The organism is Falsiroseomonas sp. HC035 (assembly GCF_050563525.1).
Classification (GTDB): domain Bacteria; phylum Pseudomonadota; class Alphaproteobacteria; order Acetobacterales; family Acetobacteraceae; genus Falsiroseomonas.
On record NZ_JBNXUN010000038.1, the window covers coordinates 1 to 17,631 of the forward strand.

14 protein-coding genes and 3 pseudogenes are annotated in these 17,631 nt (G+C 66.8%); 11 read left to right on the forward strand and 6 right to left on the reverse strand.

Going from position 1 to position 17,631, the window contains the following annotated elements; translation table 11 throughout:
* A partial coding sequence (locus ACLF3G_RS28750; RefSeq protein WP_430672807.1) for a hypothetical protein occupies positions 1-381 on the reverse strand: 381 nt, incomplete at its 3' end.
* Positions 382-1,155: 774 nt separating this feature from the next.
* On the opposite strand from ACLF3G_RS28750, the gene ACLF3G_RS28755 reads away from it, so the two are divergent.
* The 6 genes and pseudogenes from ACLF3G_RS28755 to ACLF3G_RS28780 form a co-directional block, all read left to right on the forward strand.
* Positions 1,156-1,437, forward strand: coding sequence for a type II toxin-antitoxin system ParD family antitoxin (locus ACLF3G_RS28755; RefSeq protein ID WP_430672808.1), 282 nt, complete (start codon positions 1,156-1,158; stop codon positions 1,435-1,437).
* The gene (locus tag ACLF3G_RS28760) at positions 1,434-1,751 is read left to right on the forward strand and encodes a type II toxin-antitoxin system RelE/ParE family toxin (RefSeq protein ID WP_430672809.1); all 318 of its coding nucleotides are present in this window, start codon (positions 1,434-1,436) and stop codon (positions 1,749-1,751) included. Before ACLF3G_RS28755 ends, ACLF3G_RS28760 begins: the two co-directional genes overlap by 4 nt.
* On the forward strand, positions 1,744-2,697 hold the full coding sequence (locus ACLF3G_RS28765) for a tyrosine-type recombinase/integrase (RefSeq protein ID WP_430672810.1): 954 nt from the start codon (positions 1,744-1,746) through the stop codon (positions 2,695-2,697). Before ACLF3G_RS28760 ends, ACLF3G_RS28765 begins: the two co-directional genes overlap by 8 nt.
* A gap of 194 nt (positions 2,698-2,891) precedes the next feature.
* Positions 2,892-3,197, forward strand: coding sequence for a transposase (locus ACLF3G_RS28770; RefSeq protein ID WP_430672811.1), 306 nt, complete (start codon positions 2,892-2,894; stop codon positions 3,195-3,197).
* A 173-nt stretch (positions 3,198-3,370) separates the two neighbouring features.
* Positions 3,371-4,609 (forward strand): annotated as a pseudogene (locus tag ACLF3G_RS28775) (ISL3 family transposase); the annotation flags it as partial.
* 41 nt (positions 4,610-4,650) lie between these two features.
* Positions 4,651-4,842: pseudogene (locus ACLF3G_RS28780) on the forward strand (hypothetical protein); the annotation flags it as partial.
* Positions 4,843-5,677: 835 nt separating this feature from the next.
* On the opposite strand, the pseudogene ACLF3G_RS28785 reads toward ACLF3G_RS28780, so the two are convergent.
* Positions 5,678-5,779: pseudogene (locus ACLF3G_RS28785) on the reverse strand (ATP-binding protein); the annotation flags it as partial.
* A 7-nt stretch (positions 5,780-5,786) separates the two neighbouring features.
* Positions 5,787-7,886, reverse strand: coding sequence for a recombinase family protein (locus ACLF3G_RS28790; RefSeq protein WP_430672812.1), 2,100 nt, complete (start codon positions 7,884-7,886; stop codon positions 5,787-5,789).
* Between the two features lie 384 nt (positions 7,887-8,270).
* Between ACLF3G_RS28790 and ACLF3G_RS28795 the strand changes: the two genes are divergently transcribed.
* Together ACLF3G_RS28795 and ACLF3G_RS28800 are read left to right on the forward strand one after the other, a co-directional pair.
* Positions 8,271-8,702, forward strand: a complete 432-nt coding sequence (locus ACLF3G_RS28795) for a response regulator (protein WP_430672813.1) — start codon at positions 8,271-8,273, stop codon at positions 8,700-8,702.
* A 1,084-nt stretch (positions 8,703-9,786) separates the two neighbouring features.
* Positions 9,787-11,484 carry a response regulator gene (locus tag ACLF3G_RS28800; protein ID WP_430672814.1) on the forward strand — a complete coding sequence of 566 codons (1,698 nt, stop codon included), beginning with the start codon at positions 9,787-9,789 and terminating at the stop codon, positions 11,482-11,484.
* A 79-nt stretch (positions 11,485-11,563) separates the two neighbouring features.
* On the opposite strand, the gene ACLF3G_RS28805 is transcribed toward ACLF3G_RS28800, so the two are convergent.
* Positions 11,564-12,631 (reverse strand): TRAP transporter substrate-binding protein, encoded by a 1,068-nt coding sequence (locus tag ACLF3G_RS28805; RefSeq protein WP_430672815.1) that lies wholly within the window; start codon positions 12,629-12,631, stop codon positions 11,564-11,566.
* A 164-nt stretch (positions 12,632-12,795) separates the two neighbouring features.
* On the opposite strand from ACLF3G_RS28805, the gene ACLF3G_RS28810 reads away from it, so the two are divergent.
* The 3 genes from ACLF3G_RS28810 (at position 12,796) to ACLF3G_RS28820 (ending at position 16,414) form a co-directional block, all read left to right on the forward strand.
* Complete coding sequence (locus ACLF3G_RS28810; RefSeq protein WP_430672816.1) at positions 12,796-14,421, forward strand: sensor histidine kinase; 1,626 nt, start codon at positions 12,796-12,798, stop codon at positions 14,419-14,421.
* A 76-nt stretch (positions 14,422-14,497) separates the two neighbouring features.
* Positions 14,498-14,725 (forward strand): hypothetical protein, encoded by a 228-nt coding sequence (locus ACLF3G_RS28815; RefSeq protein WP_430672817.1) that lies wholly within the window; start codon positions 14,498-14,500, stop codon positions 14,723-14,725.
* Positions 14,726-15,208: 483 nt separating this feature from the next.
* Positions 15,209-16,414, forward strand: coding sequence for a sensor domain-containing phosphodiesterase (locus ACLF3G_RS28820; RefSeq protein ID WP_430672818.1), 1,206 nt, complete (start codon positions 15,209-15,211; stop codon positions 16,412-16,414).
* 134 nt (positions 16,415-16,548) lie between these two features.
* Here ACLF3G_RS28820 and phnF read toward each other — a convergent pair whose 3' ends face one another.
* Together phnF and ACLF3G_RS28830 are read right to left on the reverse strand one after the other, a co-directional pair.
* On the reverse strand, positions 16,549-17,376 hold the full coding sequence (gene phnF, locus ACLF3G_RS28825) for a phosphonate metabolism transcriptional regulator PhnF (protein ID WP_430672819.1): 828 nt from the start codon (positions 17,374-17,376) through the stop codon (positions 16,549-16,551).
* Positions 17,373-17,631, reverse strand: a 259-nt coding sequence (locus ACLF3G_RS28830) for a helix-turn-helix domain-containing protein (RefSeq protein ID WP_430672820.1), incomplete at its 5' end; no start/stop codon positions are given. The genes phnF and ACLF3G_RS28830, both read right to left, overlap by 4 nt.

Sequence of the window (17,631 nt, forward strand, 5' to 3'; positions counted from 1 at the left end):
ATCCAGCCATTGATCGCAGTCTGCACAGAGGCCTGGTTGGTCGTGATCGACTGCTGCAACTGGGTAGGCGGAATTCGCCCGCTGTGTTGGCGTCCCCCCGTACTCCAGAGTATCACCGAGGTAGCGGCCGACACCGAAGCCGACGTCGACGCCGGCAAAGCGCGGATCGCCGCCAGAGATCGCCGAGAGGATCTGGCCCGCACCACTCTTCACTGAGTTGAGGATGCCGCCCATCGATCCGGTGTTGTCGGCCAGGAAGAAGACATCCACGCGGCTGGTGGCGGGACCGGCGCCGGAGAGTGTCACGGTCTTATTGACGCTGACCGTCTCGCCCACCCCGATGGTGGCGCTGAAGGTGGCTGGCGTCAGCGTGTTCGCCATGGCGCTAGCGGGTAGGCATAGCATGGCGATTGCACTGAACCGCGCAAGTGACCTCAGCATGTTGCTTCACTCCTCTTTTGCTGCGCGCCACGCAATGCGGCGCGCTTCTGACTCGCCTCCAATCTGCAGGACGCGTGGGGAGCCCGCGCTGCGGGCCAGCAGGAGCAAATCATATGTCGAAACGGTTTCGCCCGTTGGTTCAGTAACTTGGCGAGAACGCTACGGGGCCGTGATGGTCCCTCGTAAAGCGAAACGACGACACAGGCAGTCGCGGTTCGCAGCGCCAACAACTGCCGGGAAAAACGGGCGCGAGGGCACGAGGCGGCGGCCGCGCGCCAGGCGGAGCAACCGGCCCAGATTGCGGCCGAGCGGCGTTGGCTGCGCGTAGCGGAGGCGGGCGGCGCTGGGTGAGAGGACGCGCGAGCGCGTGCCGCTCGACTTGGCGAGGACGCAGATGAACCTCGCCACTGCGCTGGCGGCGCTCGGGCGGCGCGAGGCGGGGACGGCGCGGCTGGAGGAGGCGGTGACGGCCTTCAAGGCGTGCCTGGAAATTTTCGCATTCACGTGGCCGGAGGCGGGATCCTGTACATACAAACACCCCGTGCTTCGGCCCGGGACGAGATCACGCGCCGCAACCCGCATAGGTGAGGGATGCCTGCCCGGAGCTTTGCCATCTACATGTGATGATGTCGTTATCAATTGTATGTGGGCTCGCTGGCGCCGCGCCCAAGCGGTATGATACATTCATACCGTCCTGCCCCCCGGAGCCCCACCATGGCCGCCGCCGAGAAACGCACCGTCAGCCTGCCCCCCGACCAGGCCCGCTACATGGACGAGCTCGTCGCCGCCGGCGGCTACGCCTCGGCCAGCGAGGTGGTCCGCGCCGGCCTCCGCGCGCTGCGCGAGCGCGACGCCGCCGTCGAGCGCTGGCTGCGGGACGAGGTCGCCCGCGTCCATGACGCCATGCAGGCCGATCCCGGGCGGGCCCTCGACGCCGACCAGGTCGGCACCGCGCTGCAGGCGCATCACGCGGCCCGCCTGAAAAGCTGGTCGTGACGCACAGGGTCGTCTTCGCGCCGGAAGCCCTCGACGACCTTCGTGGCCTCTACGACCTTATCGCCGACGCCTCCCTGCCCGATCGCGCCCTCGCTTATGTCGAGGCGCTGCGGCGCCACTGCCTCGGCCTCGCCGACTTCCCCGAGCGCGGCACGCGCCGCGACGCCATCCGCCCGGGGCTGCGCACCCTCGGCTATCGGCGGCGGGTGACGGTGGCTTTTCGGGTCACCGACACGACCGTGGTGATCCTGCGCGTGCTCTACGGCGGCCGCGATCTCGAAGGGCTGCTCGGGGAGGACGAGGACGATGGGTGAGATCCTGCTGCCGAGGGTTATCGCGCCGGCCTTCCCGGCCCTGATCGCCTCCGCCGGCGAGCGCGCCGGCCTGCGCTTTCTGGAGTTCTTCGCGGCCTGCATCCGCAACCCGCACACGCGCCGTGCCTATGCCCGCGCCGCCGCCGATTTCCTCGCCTGGTGCGAGGCCGAGGCCGGCGTTGGTTCGCTCGCTTCGGTGCAGCCGCTGCACGTCGCGACCTGGATCGAGAGGCAGACCCGCGAGCGTTCGGCGCCCACCACGAAGCTGCGTCTCGCCGCGCTGCGCCATCTCTTCGACTGGCTCGTCACCGGCCAGGTGATCCCGACCAACCCGGCCGCCTCGGTGCGCGGGCCGCGGCACAGCGCGCTCAAGGGCAAGACGCCGGTGCTCAACGCCGCCGAGGCGCGGGCGCTGCTCGACAGCATCGACGTGGCGACCCCGGGCGGCCTGCGCGACCGGGCGCTGATCGCGCTGATGGTGTTCTCCTTTGCGCGGATCGGCGCCGCGCTCGGGATGCGCGTTGAGGACGTCTACACGCAGGGGCGGCGGCTCTGCGTGCGGCTGCGCGAGAAGGGCGGCAAGCGGCACGAAATGCCGTGCCACCACAGGCTCGAGGGATACCTGCACGCCAATATCGACGGAACGGGGATCGGCGACGATTTGAAGGGGCCGCTGTTCCGCACGATCGGGCGCGGCACGAAGCGTCTGACGCATGCGCCCTTGCCCCAGGCTAACGCCTACGCGATGATCCAGCGCCGCGCCGCCGCGAGTGGGCTTGGCAACCAAACCTTCCGCATGACCGGCATCACCGCCTACCTGAAGAACGGCGGCACGCTGGAGATTGCGGCCGCCATGGGCAACCATGCCAGCACGCGCAGGACCCAACTCTACGACCGGCGCCGCGACGAGATCAGCCTCGATGAGGTGGAGCGGATCAGGGTCTAGCACCAGTCTTGACGAATCTGACCTGGCCCCATCATGCCAGAGCACGTCGCCGCGGTGGACGAGTACTCCTCGTTGAGCGGGTGCTAGGCGGTGTGGACGGATTCCATGAAGTTGAATCGAGCTGGGATTCCTTGGCTGTCTGATCGGTGATTCATGGCGGGTCGGCTATCGGAGGGTCGACGATGCTGACGCGTATGAGTGAGCTGGACTGGGAACTGGTGCTGGACCCGTTCCGGGCTGCGCGCTCGCGACGCGGCGACAAAGGGCGCGACGACCGGCGCTTCCTCGGGGCGCTGCACTATTTCACCGTCAACAACGTCACCTGGCGGGCGCTGCCGTCCGAGTTCGGCAATTGGAACAGCATCTGGAAGCGCTTCTGGCGCTTGAGCCGGGCCGGCGTGTTCGAAGCCTTCTTCCAGGTGTTGATTGCCACTCAGAGCTGGGTTCTTCCGCATTTCCCGTGCTGCTGGTCGTCGTTTCGGTGCGGAATGAGCACATAGGATGAACCTCCGTCCTCCAATGAAGTGTCGTCTTTTCCAAGCGCTTGCTGCCACTCATTCCGGCAGGGCTGCTCGTCCAGCAGGTCCTGCCGTCGCCTCATCAACTGACCATCCTCGCCGTTCCACGCCAGTCCTCCGCGGCCCGCCCGAACTGCGCCACGCCGTCTCAGCGGGTGCACAGCCGGCACGATCGCACCCTGGGCGACCTGCCCTGGCAGGGCCGCCCCGTGGCCCTGCGGATCAAGGCCCGGCGGTTCCATTGCCTCAACCAGGCCTGTTCCAGGCGGACCTTCGCCGAGCGCCTCACCGGCGTCGCCGCGGTGGCGTCAAGGCGAACCGAACGCCTGGGCGACGTGCAGCGCTGTCTCGGCCTGGCCCTGGGTGGCGAGGCCGGCGCGCGTCTCGCGCGGCGGCTGGCCATGCCGACCAGCGGCGACACGCTGCTGCGGATGGCCTGCGCCGCCAGCACGTCCCGCGAGGTACCGCGGCCGGCGCCTCGCGTGCTGGGCGTCGACGACTGGGCCTGGCGCCGCGGCCATCGCTACGGCACGGCGCTGGTCGACCTGGAGAACAACGTCGTCGTCGACCTCCTGCAGGACCGGCAGGCGGAGACGCTGGCTGCGTGGCTGCAGCAGCATCCCGGTGTCGAAGTCGCCGCACGTGACCGTGCCGGAGCCTATGCCGATGGGATCAGACAGGGTGCCCCTGCTGCCAGACAGGTGGCCGACCGCTGGCATCTGCTGCGAAACCTGGGCGATGCCGTGCAGGCCCTTGGTGATCGGCATGCGGCCGCCGCCCGGCGCGCCGCGCGGCACGTTGTCGCCGGGCAGGCGGAGACCGCCACGGCATCAGCCCCTGCGCCGGCGCCCCGGCCGCCGAGCCGGGCGGAACGGGCGAGCCAGGTGTCTCTCCAGCGCCGGCAGGTCCGCTACGAGGAGGCGGCCCGGCTTCATGACAAGGGCATGTCCCTGCGCCGCATCGCCGCATTGCTCGGTGCCGAGCGCAAGACGGTGCGCAGCTGGCTGCGCCTCGGCCACGCACCGCTCTGGCGGAATTCAAAGCGCGTCGGCATGCTCGACGCCTACGCGGCCTTCCTCGAGCAACGATGGGCGGAGGGATGCCAGAACGCCGCCCGGCTCTGGCGCGAGCTGGTCGCGCGCGGCTTCAAGGGGCGGCCGAGCACGGTTCGCGCCTGGGCCACACGCCACCGGGCAGCGACGGGATCGGCACGCGCCGGGCCGCCACAGCCGGTATGGCAACTGCCCTCGCGGCGGGGTCTCGCACGGCTGCTCATGGCCGACATCGAGACACTCGGTGACACAGAATGTGCCTTCGTTGGGCAACTCCTCGCCGAGGCGCCGGATCTGGCTGCGGCTGTCGCCGCCGCCAAGGACCTCCGTCGCGTGCTGCGGCGCGAGGGTAGCGAAGGTCTCGAAGCCGCACTGGCCGCCGCGGAGCGCACGGCCTCGCCAGCTTCGCCGCGAGCCTGCGCCGCGACGCCGATGCGGTGCAGGCCGCGCTCGAACTCCCCTGGACCACCAGCCCGGTCGAAGGTCAGATCAACCGCCTCAAGATGATCAAGCGAACCATGTATGGCCGAGCCGGCTTCGCCCTCCTCCGTGCCCGCGTGCTCCACGCCGCATGATGCCGAAATGGCAGCACGGGAAATGCGGAAGAACCCAGCTCTGAATGGCAATCAACACGCCTCCTCCACCACGCCATCGTCGTGCGCATCGAGGGCGCCAGCTATCGCCTCCGCCGCCACGCCGAGATGCTACCCGATAACTCAGCCGCCAGGCCCGCTCATCAGCCAGAGCTGGCACCGCGTCGGCGTGGCCGGCCACCCAAGCTGCGGACATGCGACCTCAGCGCCGCTACATAGCCACCAGCCGAAGTGGGGAATTTTCAGCCAGCGCTTTTGAGGAAGCCGACCTCAGCATTGACAGCCGCTGCCGGGTGGCGGAGTTCGAGCAGCAGCCAGGGGGCGCGACATGAGCACCGCACCGGTGGCCGCCGAGCGGCGCTTGGCCACGATCGCCGACCTGTCCCGGCCCTGTCGGGCGCCACGATGGCGCTGGAGCTGGCCCTGGCCGGCGTGGGCGCCTTGGACGAAGAGGACGCGCTGCCCGGCCATCACGCCGAGGGCCTGCAGTACCTGGCGCGGACGTGGCCGAGTTGGTGGAAGGCGAGGCAGCCCTGGCGCAGGATCGCCCGCCGCGGTGGCGCATCGGCACGACGCTCCAGGGCGTGCCGCCGCCTGAGGTGCCCCTGGACGCCTGACCGCCTCGGCCCACAACAGCAGCCCCGCCGGCACCCGCCGTGCGGGCTTTCCGTTTGTCAAACGGCGCGGAAACGGGACCCCGGATCGGCGCCGAATAGGGACCCCTGTTTGGTGTGCTGATGCGCGCTGCGGTCGTCCGGCCCGCAGCCGTAGGCGGAGGGGCGGACGACCGCAGCGTGGCGGCTGTTGGATGGATGGCTCAGGCGCGGTTCTTGAACCGCCAGCTCTCGTTGCCGGTCTCGACGATGTCGCAGTGGTGCGTCAGACGGTCGAGCAGCGCCGTGGTCATCTTGGCGTCCCCGAGCGTTTCATGATGCCGTTCTCCTCGAAGGGTTGGTACGTCGCACCTGCGCGGCCAGCACTCCGACGCTGTCCTCGGGCAGCGTGATCTGCCAGGGCTGACCTTTAGTGCGCTGGTAGCCCTGGAGGCGGCCTTTCCGCAGCCACTTGAACACGGTCTGTGCCGTGACGCCCAAAGCAATGGCGGCGCCCTGCACCGAATAGCTCCCATCCGGCCAGCGTTGCGGGTTTGCCGCCACGCCGTTGATCTTGACCGTCGGGATGTCCCAGCGCTTGCGGAGCAGGTGGACGGTGCCACCCGTAAATGGCGCGCCGTGCGCGGTCAGAAGGCCCTCGGCGTTGAGGACCGTGGCAATCTCACGATCCATCATGCCGGCGCCGTTCAGCGCTCGCACACGGCGTTCCAGCACCTCGGTGTCGGCGCATTCGGCGTAGCCCTGCACCGAGCGGCGGAGCTTGTGTTCACTGGTGGCGCCGGTCTGCCAGGCGATGCGCACCGACACCAGGCCGCGTTCCCGCTTCTGATCGAGCACGACCTGGCTCACCACGAGGCGGAGGATGCGCTTGCGCTCCTCCGCCGTCGCGCCGCGCCACAGGCGCTCCAGATCCTTCGCCATGCCGAGCACCTCGCCGCGCTCGCTCTCTGAGAGCGGGCCGGGCTGGGCGCGGCGCCAGGCCTCGTAGGCCTGCTCCACCGTCTCGACCTCGCGCAGACGCTCCTCCCAGGCCCGTTCCAGTGTGCGCGCCACGAGCCGGTTCTCCGGCTCGACCTTGTCATACTGCCGTCGCGCCCGCTCGGCCTCGTGGCGCGCCCGTTCGCGTCGCAGCGCCCACTGGTGCTCCAGCGCCTTGGCCTCAGCCTCGAGCTGGCCGACGGCAGACACGGCCAGTGCGACCCGCTCGGGTGTCAGCGTCTCCAGCAGGATCCGCTCACAGGCCGCATCCACGGCCAGCGCGCGCACCTCCTGGCAGCGTATCTGGCCGGCGCCGACCTGGTCGGCGCTGCAGTGGTAGACGGGATAATCGCCATGCGGCCCGGAATACTGAACCCCCATCCGCCGCCCGCAGCGACCGCAGACCACAATGCCCTGCAGCAGCGCCTGGCCGCGGCGGACAACGCCGGGCCGGCCCGCAACATGGTGGGCGACGTTACCCGTCAGCCTCGCTTGATTGGCCACGAACTCCTCCCAGCCAATGTAGCCCGGGTGCGCATCGCGCAGACATATCGGCCATCGCTCGAGTGCGACCTTGACCGTGGCACCTCGACCGAACGGCGTGCGTCGGCGCGTGGGATCGCGCCGACGCCGGCCATAAACATAGGCACCCGCATAGGCCGGGTTGTGCAGAATGTGCAGCACCCGAGCACTATCGGCCGCAACCCAAACGACCTCCTGCGGCGACGGACCTCGTAGAGGCCGCGCCGGGAGTAACAGCCCGTGCCGCTGCAACTCGCGCATCACGGCCTTGGCGGATTGCAGTTCTCCAAACATCTCGAACACGAAGCGCAGGCGTGCCTGCACCTCCTCGTCCGGATGGAGCGCAATCCTGCCGTCGCGCTCCCACACCAAACCTGCTGGCAACGGACAGCGCAGCTCGCCGCGCGCAGCCTTTTGCCACTCGCCTTGGTGCAGGCGCATCCGGATCTGGTGCAGCTCCGCCTCGCTCATGATGCCGGACAGTCCCAGCAAAAGTCGATCATGATAGGCGCCAGGATCGTACAGGCGCTCGCTGTCGGCGAGGAGGACACCGAAGATCGAGCACAGCTCCAGCAACTGGTGCCAGTCGCGGTTGTTGCGCGCCAGGCGGGACGCGTCGAGGCTGACCACCAGACCGGCCTTGCCCAATCCGATCTCGGCCATCAGCCGCTGGAACCCCTGCCGCTCGGCACTGGACGTGCCGGACTTGCCGAGGTCGTCGTCGATCACCGTGATCCGCTCGCGCGGCCAGCCCAGCCCCGCCGCGCGGTCCACCAGCCGGTACTGCGCCGTCGTACTTTCCTGGTGCTGCCGCACCTGGTCGGCCGTCGACTGCCGGATGTAGATGAACGCCAGCTTGGCACGATGGGCCGTGCCGATCCGCTCATCCGTCGCGCCCCCGACGCTCAGCATGGCGCGCCTCCTGAGATATCTGGCGACGAAGCATCCGCGCGATCTGCTGGGCTACTCGCCGTTGAACCGCTGATGACAGTGCCGGTCGTCGCGGCGCCGGCGGCTGAGGGTGATCGCTCCTGGTCCGCATGGCCGACCTCCATATCCGAGGCCGCCAGCATGCTCCGGATCAGCCGCGCCAGAGGCAACAAGCTGCGTGCAGAAATCCGTGAACGGACCGGCTCTGCCGTTGTCGTCGGACGCTCCAGTTCGGTCGCGGCACGCAGCACATGCCGCCGCCTGCCATCACGAAGCATCACCACAACGAAACGGGCACCTCGGCTACTGACGGTCGACGCGACCTCTAGTCGAAGGCCATGCAGCGGATGCCGCGGATCGGTTACGGTGACCCAGGTGATCAGCCGTTCGTCGACTGTGGCATCCAGCGGTGTTCGGGTCACCGAAGATCGCCGCCCACTCCTGGCCATCGCCGCGTATCTGCGCGACTGCGGCTGGCGGGTCCTGGAGGCGGGCAGCGCCGAGGAGGCAATGACGGTGCTGCGGGCCGGCGATGTCGCGGTGGACGTGATCTTCAGCGATGTGCAGATGCCGGGCGACATGGACGGCTTCGACCTGGCACGCTGGGTCCCCACCAACCGGCCCGAGGTGCGCGTGCTGCTGACCTCCGGTGCGCCGCCCGCCATTGTCGCCAAGGCCGGTGATCTCTGCGAGGAGCGATCAGGTGATGAGGCGGGGCTGCTAACGAAGCCGTACCGCGAGCGCGAGGTGGTGCGCCGTATCGAGGCAATGCTGGCGCGTGCTGCGCGGAGTGTCTGAATGGCGGATCCTCGCGCAGCCACTTCTGGTAGTGCGATTGGCCAGTATTTAACCTACAGGTTGCGGCGGCTGGACTGGAGCGGACCGTGCGGGTTTAGGCCGGTAAAAGCCGCTCGGCCGGGTGTTCTGGTGGCGCACAGGGAAAAGCGTAGCCGCATGGACCGAGGGAAACCACCCCTTCAGCCCCGACGTCGCGCACGTGGGCCTCGGTCGAAGGCCACCCGAAGTACTCTCATGGACGCCGAACTCGAGGCGCGGCTGCGTCAGCAGGGCGCTGCTGGCCGAACTCGGCCAGCGCGCCCTGTCCGGCACCGACTTCCACGTGCTTCTCGGCGAAGCGGCACGCCTCTCGGCCGCCGGCGTGCGCACGCGGCACTGCAAGGTGCTGAAGTACCTGCCGGACAGAACCGGCTGCTCGTGCGCGCGGGGGCCGGCTGGCCCTCGCGTCCTAGGAATCTCTGGCCGCAGGCTTGTACGACCTGTCAGGGCAAGGGGTCATAGGGTTGCACAGCAGGAGCCTCAGCCACCGCTGTCGGCTTTACGACAGCAGTACCAAAGGTCAGCGTGATGAGGAATGCGGCGACGTGGAGCAACTGAAAGGTCCCGAATTAACCGAGAGCGCGAACGTCTTTCGCGATTGTTGGATGCAGTCTCGGCTCCAACTGATGGTCCAACTCATCGCTTCGTTATCTCTCTGACACACCGGGTGGCTTCGCCTCGCCGACTTGGTGGTCCGATCAGTGGTAGCCGCTGAATCTGGCTGCCGTGACTGTTGCGTATCCAGGCTGCCGCCCCAACTCAGCTGGGCGGGTTGCTCGTAAAACAGGCGGTTCGCGGTCTTCTGTGCGCCTGAGTGTCTGCTCACCTCCGGCCCCGCCACTGCTTTGGCGGGGCCCTTCTTTAAGCGGCAGATCGTGGTGGGCGGGTGTGGTGTCTCCGCCGATCTAGGCTGCCTGCGAGCGCGATCTCAAGGATTCTTTTTCAACTCTACCGTTTGCCATGGTCCCGCCATGCCCGTGCTCTAGCAGGGGCGACGCCGGCTCGTTCCGGGCGCCGTAGCTTGTTGTGGTGAAGAGGCCTGCATGTGACACCGGACGAGCCCGTCAACATCCTTCTCGTCGATGATCAGCCAGCCAAGCTGCTGAGCTACGAGGCGATCCTCGACGATCTCGGAGAGCGGCTGATCCGCGCAGGCTCCGCGCGGGAGGCGCTCGAGCACCTGCTGCGCAGCGACGTCGCCGTCATCGTGCTGGACGTCGTCATGCCGGACATCGGGGGCTTCGAGCTGGCGACGACGATCCGCGCGCATCCCCGCTTCGAGCGCACGCCCATCATTTTTGTCTCGGCCCTTCATGTCACCGACCTCGACCGCCTGCGCGGCTACGAGGTTGGGGCGGCGGACTACCTGCCCGTCCCCGTGGTTCCAGAGCTGCTGCGGGCCAAGGTCCGCGTCTTCGCCGAGCTCCATCGGAAAACCCGTCAGCTCGAACGGGCGAATGCGGAGCTGGAGCGCCGGGTTGCCGAGCGGACCGCAGATCTGGCGGCAGCCAATGCCGATCTCGAGCGGCGCGTCGAGGAGCGTACGCGCGAGCGCGAGGCCGCCCTGGCGCAGGTGCACGAGATGCAGAAGATGGAGAGTCTCGGCCAGCTGACAGGCGGCGTCGCGCATGACTTCAACAACCTGCTCATGGCGGTCCTCGGCAACCTGGCCCTGCTGCGCAAAAGGATCCCTGCCGATCCCCACCTGCAGCGCCTGCTGGACGGCGCGACAGCCGGCGCCGAGCGCGGCGCCACGCTGACCAAGCGCCTGCTCGCCTTTGCCCGTCGGCAGGAGCTGAGGCCGGAGAGAGTGAACCTCGCGCATCTGGTCGAGGGCATGATGGAGTTGATGGCGAGCTCCCTCGGCGCGACGATCGAGATCGTGACAGTAGGTCTGCAGGAATTGCCGGCTGTCCGGGCCGATCCACACCAGCTCGAGCTGGCTCTTCTGAACCTCGCGGTGAATGCGCGTGACGCCATGCCACTTGGCGGACGGCTGACCATCACTGGCAGCCAGGACGCCGCACCGCCGCCTGATCTGCCTACCGGCCACTATGTCTGCCTCGGCGTCTCGGACACCGGCACGGGCATGGACGAGGCGACGCTGCAACGTGCAAGCGAGCCCTTCTTTACCACCAAGGAGCCAGGCAGGGGCACCGGCCTCGGTCTCTCCATGGTGCATGGCCTGGCAGCGCAGTCAGGTGGAGCAATGCGGCTGTCGAGCCGTCCCGGGATTGGCGCCACGGTCGAACTTTGGCTTCCCGTGGCAGATGAAGCGGCCATCGCACCCCAGGAAGTGCCGGTGGTTAAGGAGAAGCCGGCCGCATCGCGTCTTGCGCTCCCGCGGTGGCGCGTTCTGCTGGTCGAAGACGATCCGCTGGTTTGTGCCAGCACGGCCGAGATGCTGGAGGACCTCGGGCACGTGGCGGTCGAGGCGCTGTCTGCCGCGCGGGCCCTCGAGTTGCTGCGGGCCGACATCGTGGTCGACATCGTGGTGACGGACCAGGCGATGCCCGGGATGAGCGGCGTGGACCTCGCGCGCCAAATCCGTCGGGAATGGCCGGAGCTCCCCGTCCTGATGGCCAGCGGCCATGTCGATCTTCCCGGCGAGGAGCCTGTCGACCTTCCGCGGCTGGTCAAGCCCTACAGCCAGGCGGAGCTGGAGGTGCAGATCCAGCGGCTCCTGGATGGGCGGTCGTCGCAGTTGGATCGGTCGCATTCAAGTATTCGTTCTGAATCTTGACAAGACAGATTGGAGCGGTTCGCCCGTCGCGCCACAGCCCGGCGTTGTACGCGTTGAATGCACAGGGTGCGTGATGTCGCTACTGCCGCTCTGGTTGGGCAGCGATGCCGACATGCGGCGCCAGGTACTGGTTCCAGGTCTCGGCGCAACCGGTGCCGCAGCGCTCGACCCAACGCGGCAGCACCACCTCTGCCAGTGACCGCCTGAGAAGGGCGGCATCCGTGGCCGTGACCGGCACGACCGTCATGCTGCCGCGACGCTCCGCGGGGCAGGTCGGTCGGCCCGCGTTGCAGGCGAGGCCGTCGGCGGTCTCCCGATCTGCCGCCGCCCAAATCTGCGGCTCGAGTTCGCGCACCCCACGCCGGATGATCGTGCGGACGTCCTCAGGCAGGGCGGCCCAGGCGGCGGCGTTCGCGCCGAAGACCGAGATGATCCAGTTCAGCGGCAGGGCGTGCACATGGGTCGTGACCCGATGCAGGCCGAGGGCATGGCCCGGCATGGCCCCGGTGACGGCGCAGTCCACGCTGCGGTCGCGGGCTGCCTGCACCATCTCGGTGAACGGGATCACCATCGGCGTCGCGCCGAGGGCCCTGATCAGTTCGGACTGCCCCACCGAAGAGGTGCGGATGCGCCTGCCGGCGAGGTCCGACAGGCCGGCGAAGGGACGGGCGCAGAAGACGACCTGAGCTGGGTAGGCGTAGATCCCAAGGAGTTCGACTTGGTAGCGCTCGCGCAGGCTCTCCTCGAGCCGTGGGCGAAAGGCGTCCACCGCTTGCCGCAGGCCGTGCATGTCGACGGCCAGGGCCGGCAGATCGATGGCGTGGAGCTCCGGGTCCCCGGTCGAGGCCAAGGAAAGGATGGCGGTGCCGAAGGGCGCAATGCCGAGGCGCATGAAATCGAGCATGCTCTGGCCGGGCAGACCGGCCTCGTCGAAGGGCGTGATCTCGGCGGTGACCCGGCCGTTGGTCAGCTCCGTGATCCGCCGGCGCCAGAATGGCGCCTCGTGCTCAAGATACTGCCGGATGCCTGCGTGGCCGCCAATCACCCGGAGCTGGATGGGCCCAGCCAGGGGATCGGCCGGTTGGGCAAGAAGGGGCAAGCCTTGTCCGACAAGCCCAACCAGCGCGGCGAGCAGCAGGCGCTGCATGCTCCTGGTCAAACGCATGCGGGGCTCGGCTGAGGGAGCAATCGGCCACCATGTAGAACCAAGTCAGTTCTGATACCTCTCGCTCTGTTCATCCAAAGCCGGCGTACGCGGTCTGATAGCGCATGTTATTGAACAGGGAATAAAGAAACACGACCGTGAAAGACATGGCTCTCGTTGGTGAGAGGCGGCATCAGGAAATTCGCTCCAGCGGGGCCTCTTCGGTTCCGCTTGACGCCGATGAAGCCGCGTCAGAACTCCTGCACCGCTACGGGATCCTCGATGCGGAGCCCGAGATCGAATTCGACCAGGTCGCCGCCCTGGCCACCGATCTCCTCGGCACACCCGTGGCGCTGGTCGCCTTCGTGGATGCCGAGCGCCTGTGGTTCAAGGCCCGCACCGGCCTTGGCGAAACCGAGGGGCCGCGCTCCCTCGCCCTCTGTGGCCATGTCGTGGATCAGGCAGGTGGTGTCTTCGTTGTGCCCGACGCCGCCGCTGATCCGCGCTTCACGACAAACCCGCTGGTGCACGGCGAGCAGCCCTTCCGCTTCTACGCCGGCGCGCCGCTGCTGACCTCCGAAGGCGCCGTACTGGGCGCCCTTTGCGTGCTCTCGCCGGAGCCGCGTCCCGCTGGCTTGCAGGAGACGGAGCGACGGCGGCTGGCCAGCCTAGCCGCCATGATCATGCGCACGCTGGAACTGCGCCGCGAGCGGCTTCGGGCCGAACGTCAGGCCGGTGAGGCGGAGGTCCGCCGCAGCCGGGAGGATCGGCTGCGCCTCGCGCTCGAGGTCGCCGATGCCTGTGCCTGGGAGCTCGATCCGGCAAGTGGTCTCTCCACCTGGGATCCCGCGGCGCGCGTGCTGCTCGGCCTGCCCGAGGTGGTGGCGCATGAGGAGGCGCTGCGGATCTTTGTTCATGCCAAGGACATCGGCCAAGTCCGCAGCGCCGTGGCGACCGCGCTCGATCCTGCGGGCGACGGCCGCTACTCGGTTGTGCACCGTTCCGGGAGCCCAGGACCGGACGGCCGCCCTCGCTGGTTCCAGTCGCTCGGCCAAGCATACTTTGAGTTGGAGAATGGTGTGACGAAGGCGGTGCGCCTCGTCTGCGCCACCATAGAGGTCACGGGACGGCGCGCGGCGGAGGAGCGACAGGCGCTGCTTATGGCGGAGCTGAACCATCGTGTGAAAAACACGCTGGCGGTGGTGTTGGCGATTGCCGAGCAGACCCGCCGCGCCACCGACACCAGGCTCGAAACGGCGCCAGTAAGGGAAGTCCCGGAACGGCGCCGCTTCCATGCCGACTTCCAGAGCCGCCTGTTGGCGCTGGCACGGACGCACGACCTACTGACGCAGGAGGCCTGGCAAGGCGCGCCGCTTGCCAAGCTGGTGGCAGCCGCGCTTGCCCCCTTCTCCATCAAGAGCCCCAACGTCACACCTAACATCGCCGTCTCCGGACCATCGGTGCAGCTGGCGCCGGAGCCGGCAGTGACACTGTCCATTGCCCTGCACGAGCTGGTCGCGAATGCCGCACGGCACGGCGCTCTGTCGTCACCCACCGGGCGCATCTCGGTGAAATGGCAGTCGACGGCAGATGGTCGGTATCTGGAGCTGACTTGGGTGGAGGAGGGTGGCCCGCGGCTCGCAGGTCCACCCGTGCATCGCGGCTTTGGCACCAACCTGCTGGGGCGCGGCCTCGGCCGCCAGCTTGGAGGCGAGGTGGCGCTGCTGCACCCGCCGGAGGGTCTCCAATGCCACATGCGCCTGCCCGTCGGACGACACCTGCGCCTTGCCTGATCGCGCATCAACTGGGGGCTCCGGAGTATCGGTCGAATCTGTCCCTCTTTCAGAAAAACAACTGGAGCCAGATATTATGATGGAGATCATGCCTATACGCCGCCGTAAGGCGGAAACCAGTGCACGGATTAGGCTGGGCCGCGTGATCTATTGGACCATTGCGGTTGGCGCGGCGGCATACGCAGTTCTGGCTGTTCTTATCATGATCGGCAACGACGCCTTGTCGGGTCTTTTGGTGCTGACCTATAGCGGATTTGCCTTCTTGGGAGGGCGTGCCGCGCGATATGTCATCTCGAATGAATAGGCGAAACATGGACCGGCCAGCTGCCATACTGGCTGTACTGGCCAACTATCGGAGCTTGGCGGATGTTCATCTGGAGGGGCACCCGTCTGGCAGTGTTGCTTCCTTGAGCGGCCTCCCCACCACTGGCGACATCGTTCGTGCCTTGGGGCTGACGCCCTCGCCGGTGGCTGGCGCGAGTGTATGCCGCTCACTCGTACGCTTGGAGCGGCGCGGGCTGGTGGTCGGACTGAGAGGCGCGTTGCCCGCCCGCGGCGGCGGCCGGTTCTGGGCGCGGACCCAGTAGCTCCGATGGAAGGGCCCAGCGCCCTGCCACTCAAGCGGTCGACCTGCCGGCCGCTCATGGTCCTACCCGGTAAGGCTCCGACAAGCCCTGTGGTGATCCGCATGAGTTGTTCGGGAGATAATTTCATCTTCTTTGGGTTGTTCTTTCGCCCGCCGTGGATACCTCTGCGATCACAAAACATCCCCGGAAGGGAGAATACGGTGCTCGACTTCTTGGCGTCGGCAGGTTCCGACACAGCGGAACCCTCGCGAAGCACCATCAAGCAGGCCCTGGAGGCCGTGCGGACCCACCTTGGCATGCAGGTGGCCTACGTCTCGGAGTTCGTGGACGGCCAGTCGGTGTTCCGAGAGGTCGACGCACCTGGCCTGGAAGCCCTGATCAAGCCGGGCGACAGTCGGTCCCTGGACGACGTCTACTGCCGTCACATCCTGGCGGGGCGACTGCCCGAGTTGATGGCGGACACGGCAGACTTCCCGCTGACGCAATCCATCCCGATCACCAGGGCGGTGCCGATCGGCGCCCACATGAGTGTGCCTCTCCGACTTTCCAGCGGTCAGGCCTATGGGATGTTTTGCTGCCTGAGCTCGCAGCCCAACAGATCGCTGAACGAGCGCGATCTCCAGATCATGCGGGTGTTTGCTGACATGGCAGCACACCAATTCAACCGAGATCTGGAGGCAGAACGGACAGCGATGGCAACCCGACGCCGCATAGAGCAGGTCATCGAGGAACAGCTCTTCAACATCGTGTACCAGCCGATCTGCACTCTTGATCCAATCCGGGTTGTCGGGTTCGAGGCCCTGTGCCGGTTCACGGCTGAGCCTCGCCGCTCGCCGGACGTCTGGTTCCGGGAAGCCGCTGCTGTCGGGCTCGGCATCCAGTTGGAATTGGCCACGTTGCGGGCGGCCCTGAACGCGTTTGCACACATCAGCGACGAGCATTTCCTTTCCGTCAACGCGTCACCCGAGACGGTTGCCAGTGGGCGGCTGGACGAAGTGCTGCGTAATGCCCCGCTGAGCAGGATCGTGCTCGAGATCACCGAGCACGCCAGGGTGAGCGATTACGCTGGTCTGCACAATGCGCTGGCCTCATTGCGCAAGACGGGCGTGAAGCTTGCCATTGATGATGCTGGAGCCGGATACTCCAGCTTTCAGCACATCCTGCAGCTCAGACCCGACATCATCAAGCTCGACATGAGCCTCACGAGATCGGTCGATACGGATGCTGGGCGGCGCGCTCTCGCTTCCGCTCTTGGCTACTTTGCACGAGAGACCAACTGCCAGATCGTCGCCGAGGGGATCGAGAGTGAAGCTGAACTCGCGACCCTCAGAATGCTCAGGATCGCCAAAGGGCAGGGCTACCTGCTCGGGAAGCCGGCGGACATCCTGACCAGTCCCATCGAGTGATCCGGGCGGAAAGTCAGCGAATGGCCGGGTCGGCAGCCTAAAGAGGGGAACCCCGCAGGGTCCACCGGGGGCTGTCGATTGGAGATATGGAGAGGGCCGGAGCCTCAGCCATATCACGCACTATGACGCTTTTGTCATGGTTGGTATGGCTGCTGTCCCACGACCAGTCGCGTTCGCCCGGGCGCAAAAGTCGCAACCGCAAATTCCACGACGGCGCCCGCGCTATCCATGAAGACAGACTCCACATTTAGCAGGGGGCGATAGCGATGCTGCTGCAGGCGCTCAGCCTCCAGCTGTACAGGAAGGCGGGCAGTAATCCTGGTAACCCCCCGCTGAATTCCCACAACACCCAGGGCCGCAAGTGCAGCGCTGATCGACGGATTAGACCTCAACAAGCCGCCCATTTTTTCAAAGCGCGAAGCTGGAAAGTAATGTGTCGAGGCAATCAGCGGAAAGCCATCTGCGGCTAAAAGTCGCTCCACGATTAATATGCTACGTGCGCGACCGATCATGAGATGATTTGCAATCGCCTGGTCCGCCATAGCCTCTCTGATCCGGAGGATTTGCCAAATTGGCTTGCGCCCAAGCCGGGTAATACCATCAGAAAGCGACACATACCGGCCGATATCGATGTCAAGTAGATCCTCGACTACGAAGCTCCCGCTACCTTGCCGGACGTTTATCAGGCCAAGCTTCTCAAGCTCTTCCATCGCCCTACGCACTGTATGACGATTAACGCCGAAGCGACGGGCCATTATTAGCTCTGTCGGCAGCTGCGCCCCTGGTAAGAAAATACCTTTCACAATGTCTTTATTCACGTGCTCCATCACCTGGCGCCACAGCGCAACGCCGCCGCGCCGCGTTAGATTCAGATTAGATGATGAAGGCTGCGCACTGAGCGCCTTAGCGTCAGGCTGGAGGTCAGGTTTAGCGAGGCTTAGCTTCCCTAGGGATGAAGTCATTCCGCCGCCTTCCGCAGCCGCACCCCGGGCCCGCCTCCGTTCTTCGGGATGAAATCGACGCCGGCGGCCTCCAGAGCGATTTGCATGGCGTCCAAAGTCCGAGGTTGAGGCTGACGCCGCCCCGTCTCAAAATCCGCGATTGTTGCAAATGCGACCCGGGCGGCCCTTGCCAGATCCTCGCGGCTCAGACGGAGCATAGCCCGTGCTCTCAGGGATTGTTCAGCGCATAGCATCGGCATCAGCTTTTTCCGGTGA

Bases quoted from the DNA above. Each gene is read 5' to 3' on its own strand.
- ACLF3G_RS28755 (WP_430672808.1), top strand. From the start codon at position 1,156: ATGGCCGCCGCCGAGAAACGCACCGTCAGCCTGCCCCCCGACCAGGCC.
- ACLF3G_RS28765 (WP_430672810.1), top strand. From the start codon at position 1,744: ATGGGTGAGATCCTGCTGCCGAGGGTTATCGCGCCGGCCTTCCCGGCC.
- ACLF3G_RS28770 (WP_430672811.1), top strand. From the start codon at position 2,892: ATGAGTGAGCTGGACTGGGAACTGGTGCTGGACCCGTTCCGGGCTGCG.
- ACLF3G_RS28790 (WP_430672812.1), bottom strand. From the start codon at position 7,886: ATGCTGAGCGTCGGGGGCGCGACGGATGAGCGGATCGGCACGGCCCAT.
- ACLF3G_RS28805 (WP_430672815.1), bottom strand. From the start codon at position 12,631: ATGCAGCGCCTGCTGCTCGCCGCGCTGGTTGGGCTTGTCGGACAAGGC.
- ACLF3G_RS28810 (WP_430672816.1), top strand. From the start codon at position 12,796: ATGGCTCTCGTTGGTGAGAGGCGGCATCAGGAAATTCGCTCCAGCGGG.
- ACLF3G_RS28815 (WP_430672817.1), top strand. From the start codon at position 14,498: ATGATGGAGATCATGCCTATACGCCGCCGTAAGGCGGAAACCAGTGCA.
- phnF (WP_430672819.1), bottom strand. From the start codon at position 17,376: ATGACTTCATCCCTAGGGAAGCTAAGCCTCGCTAAACCTGACCTCCAG.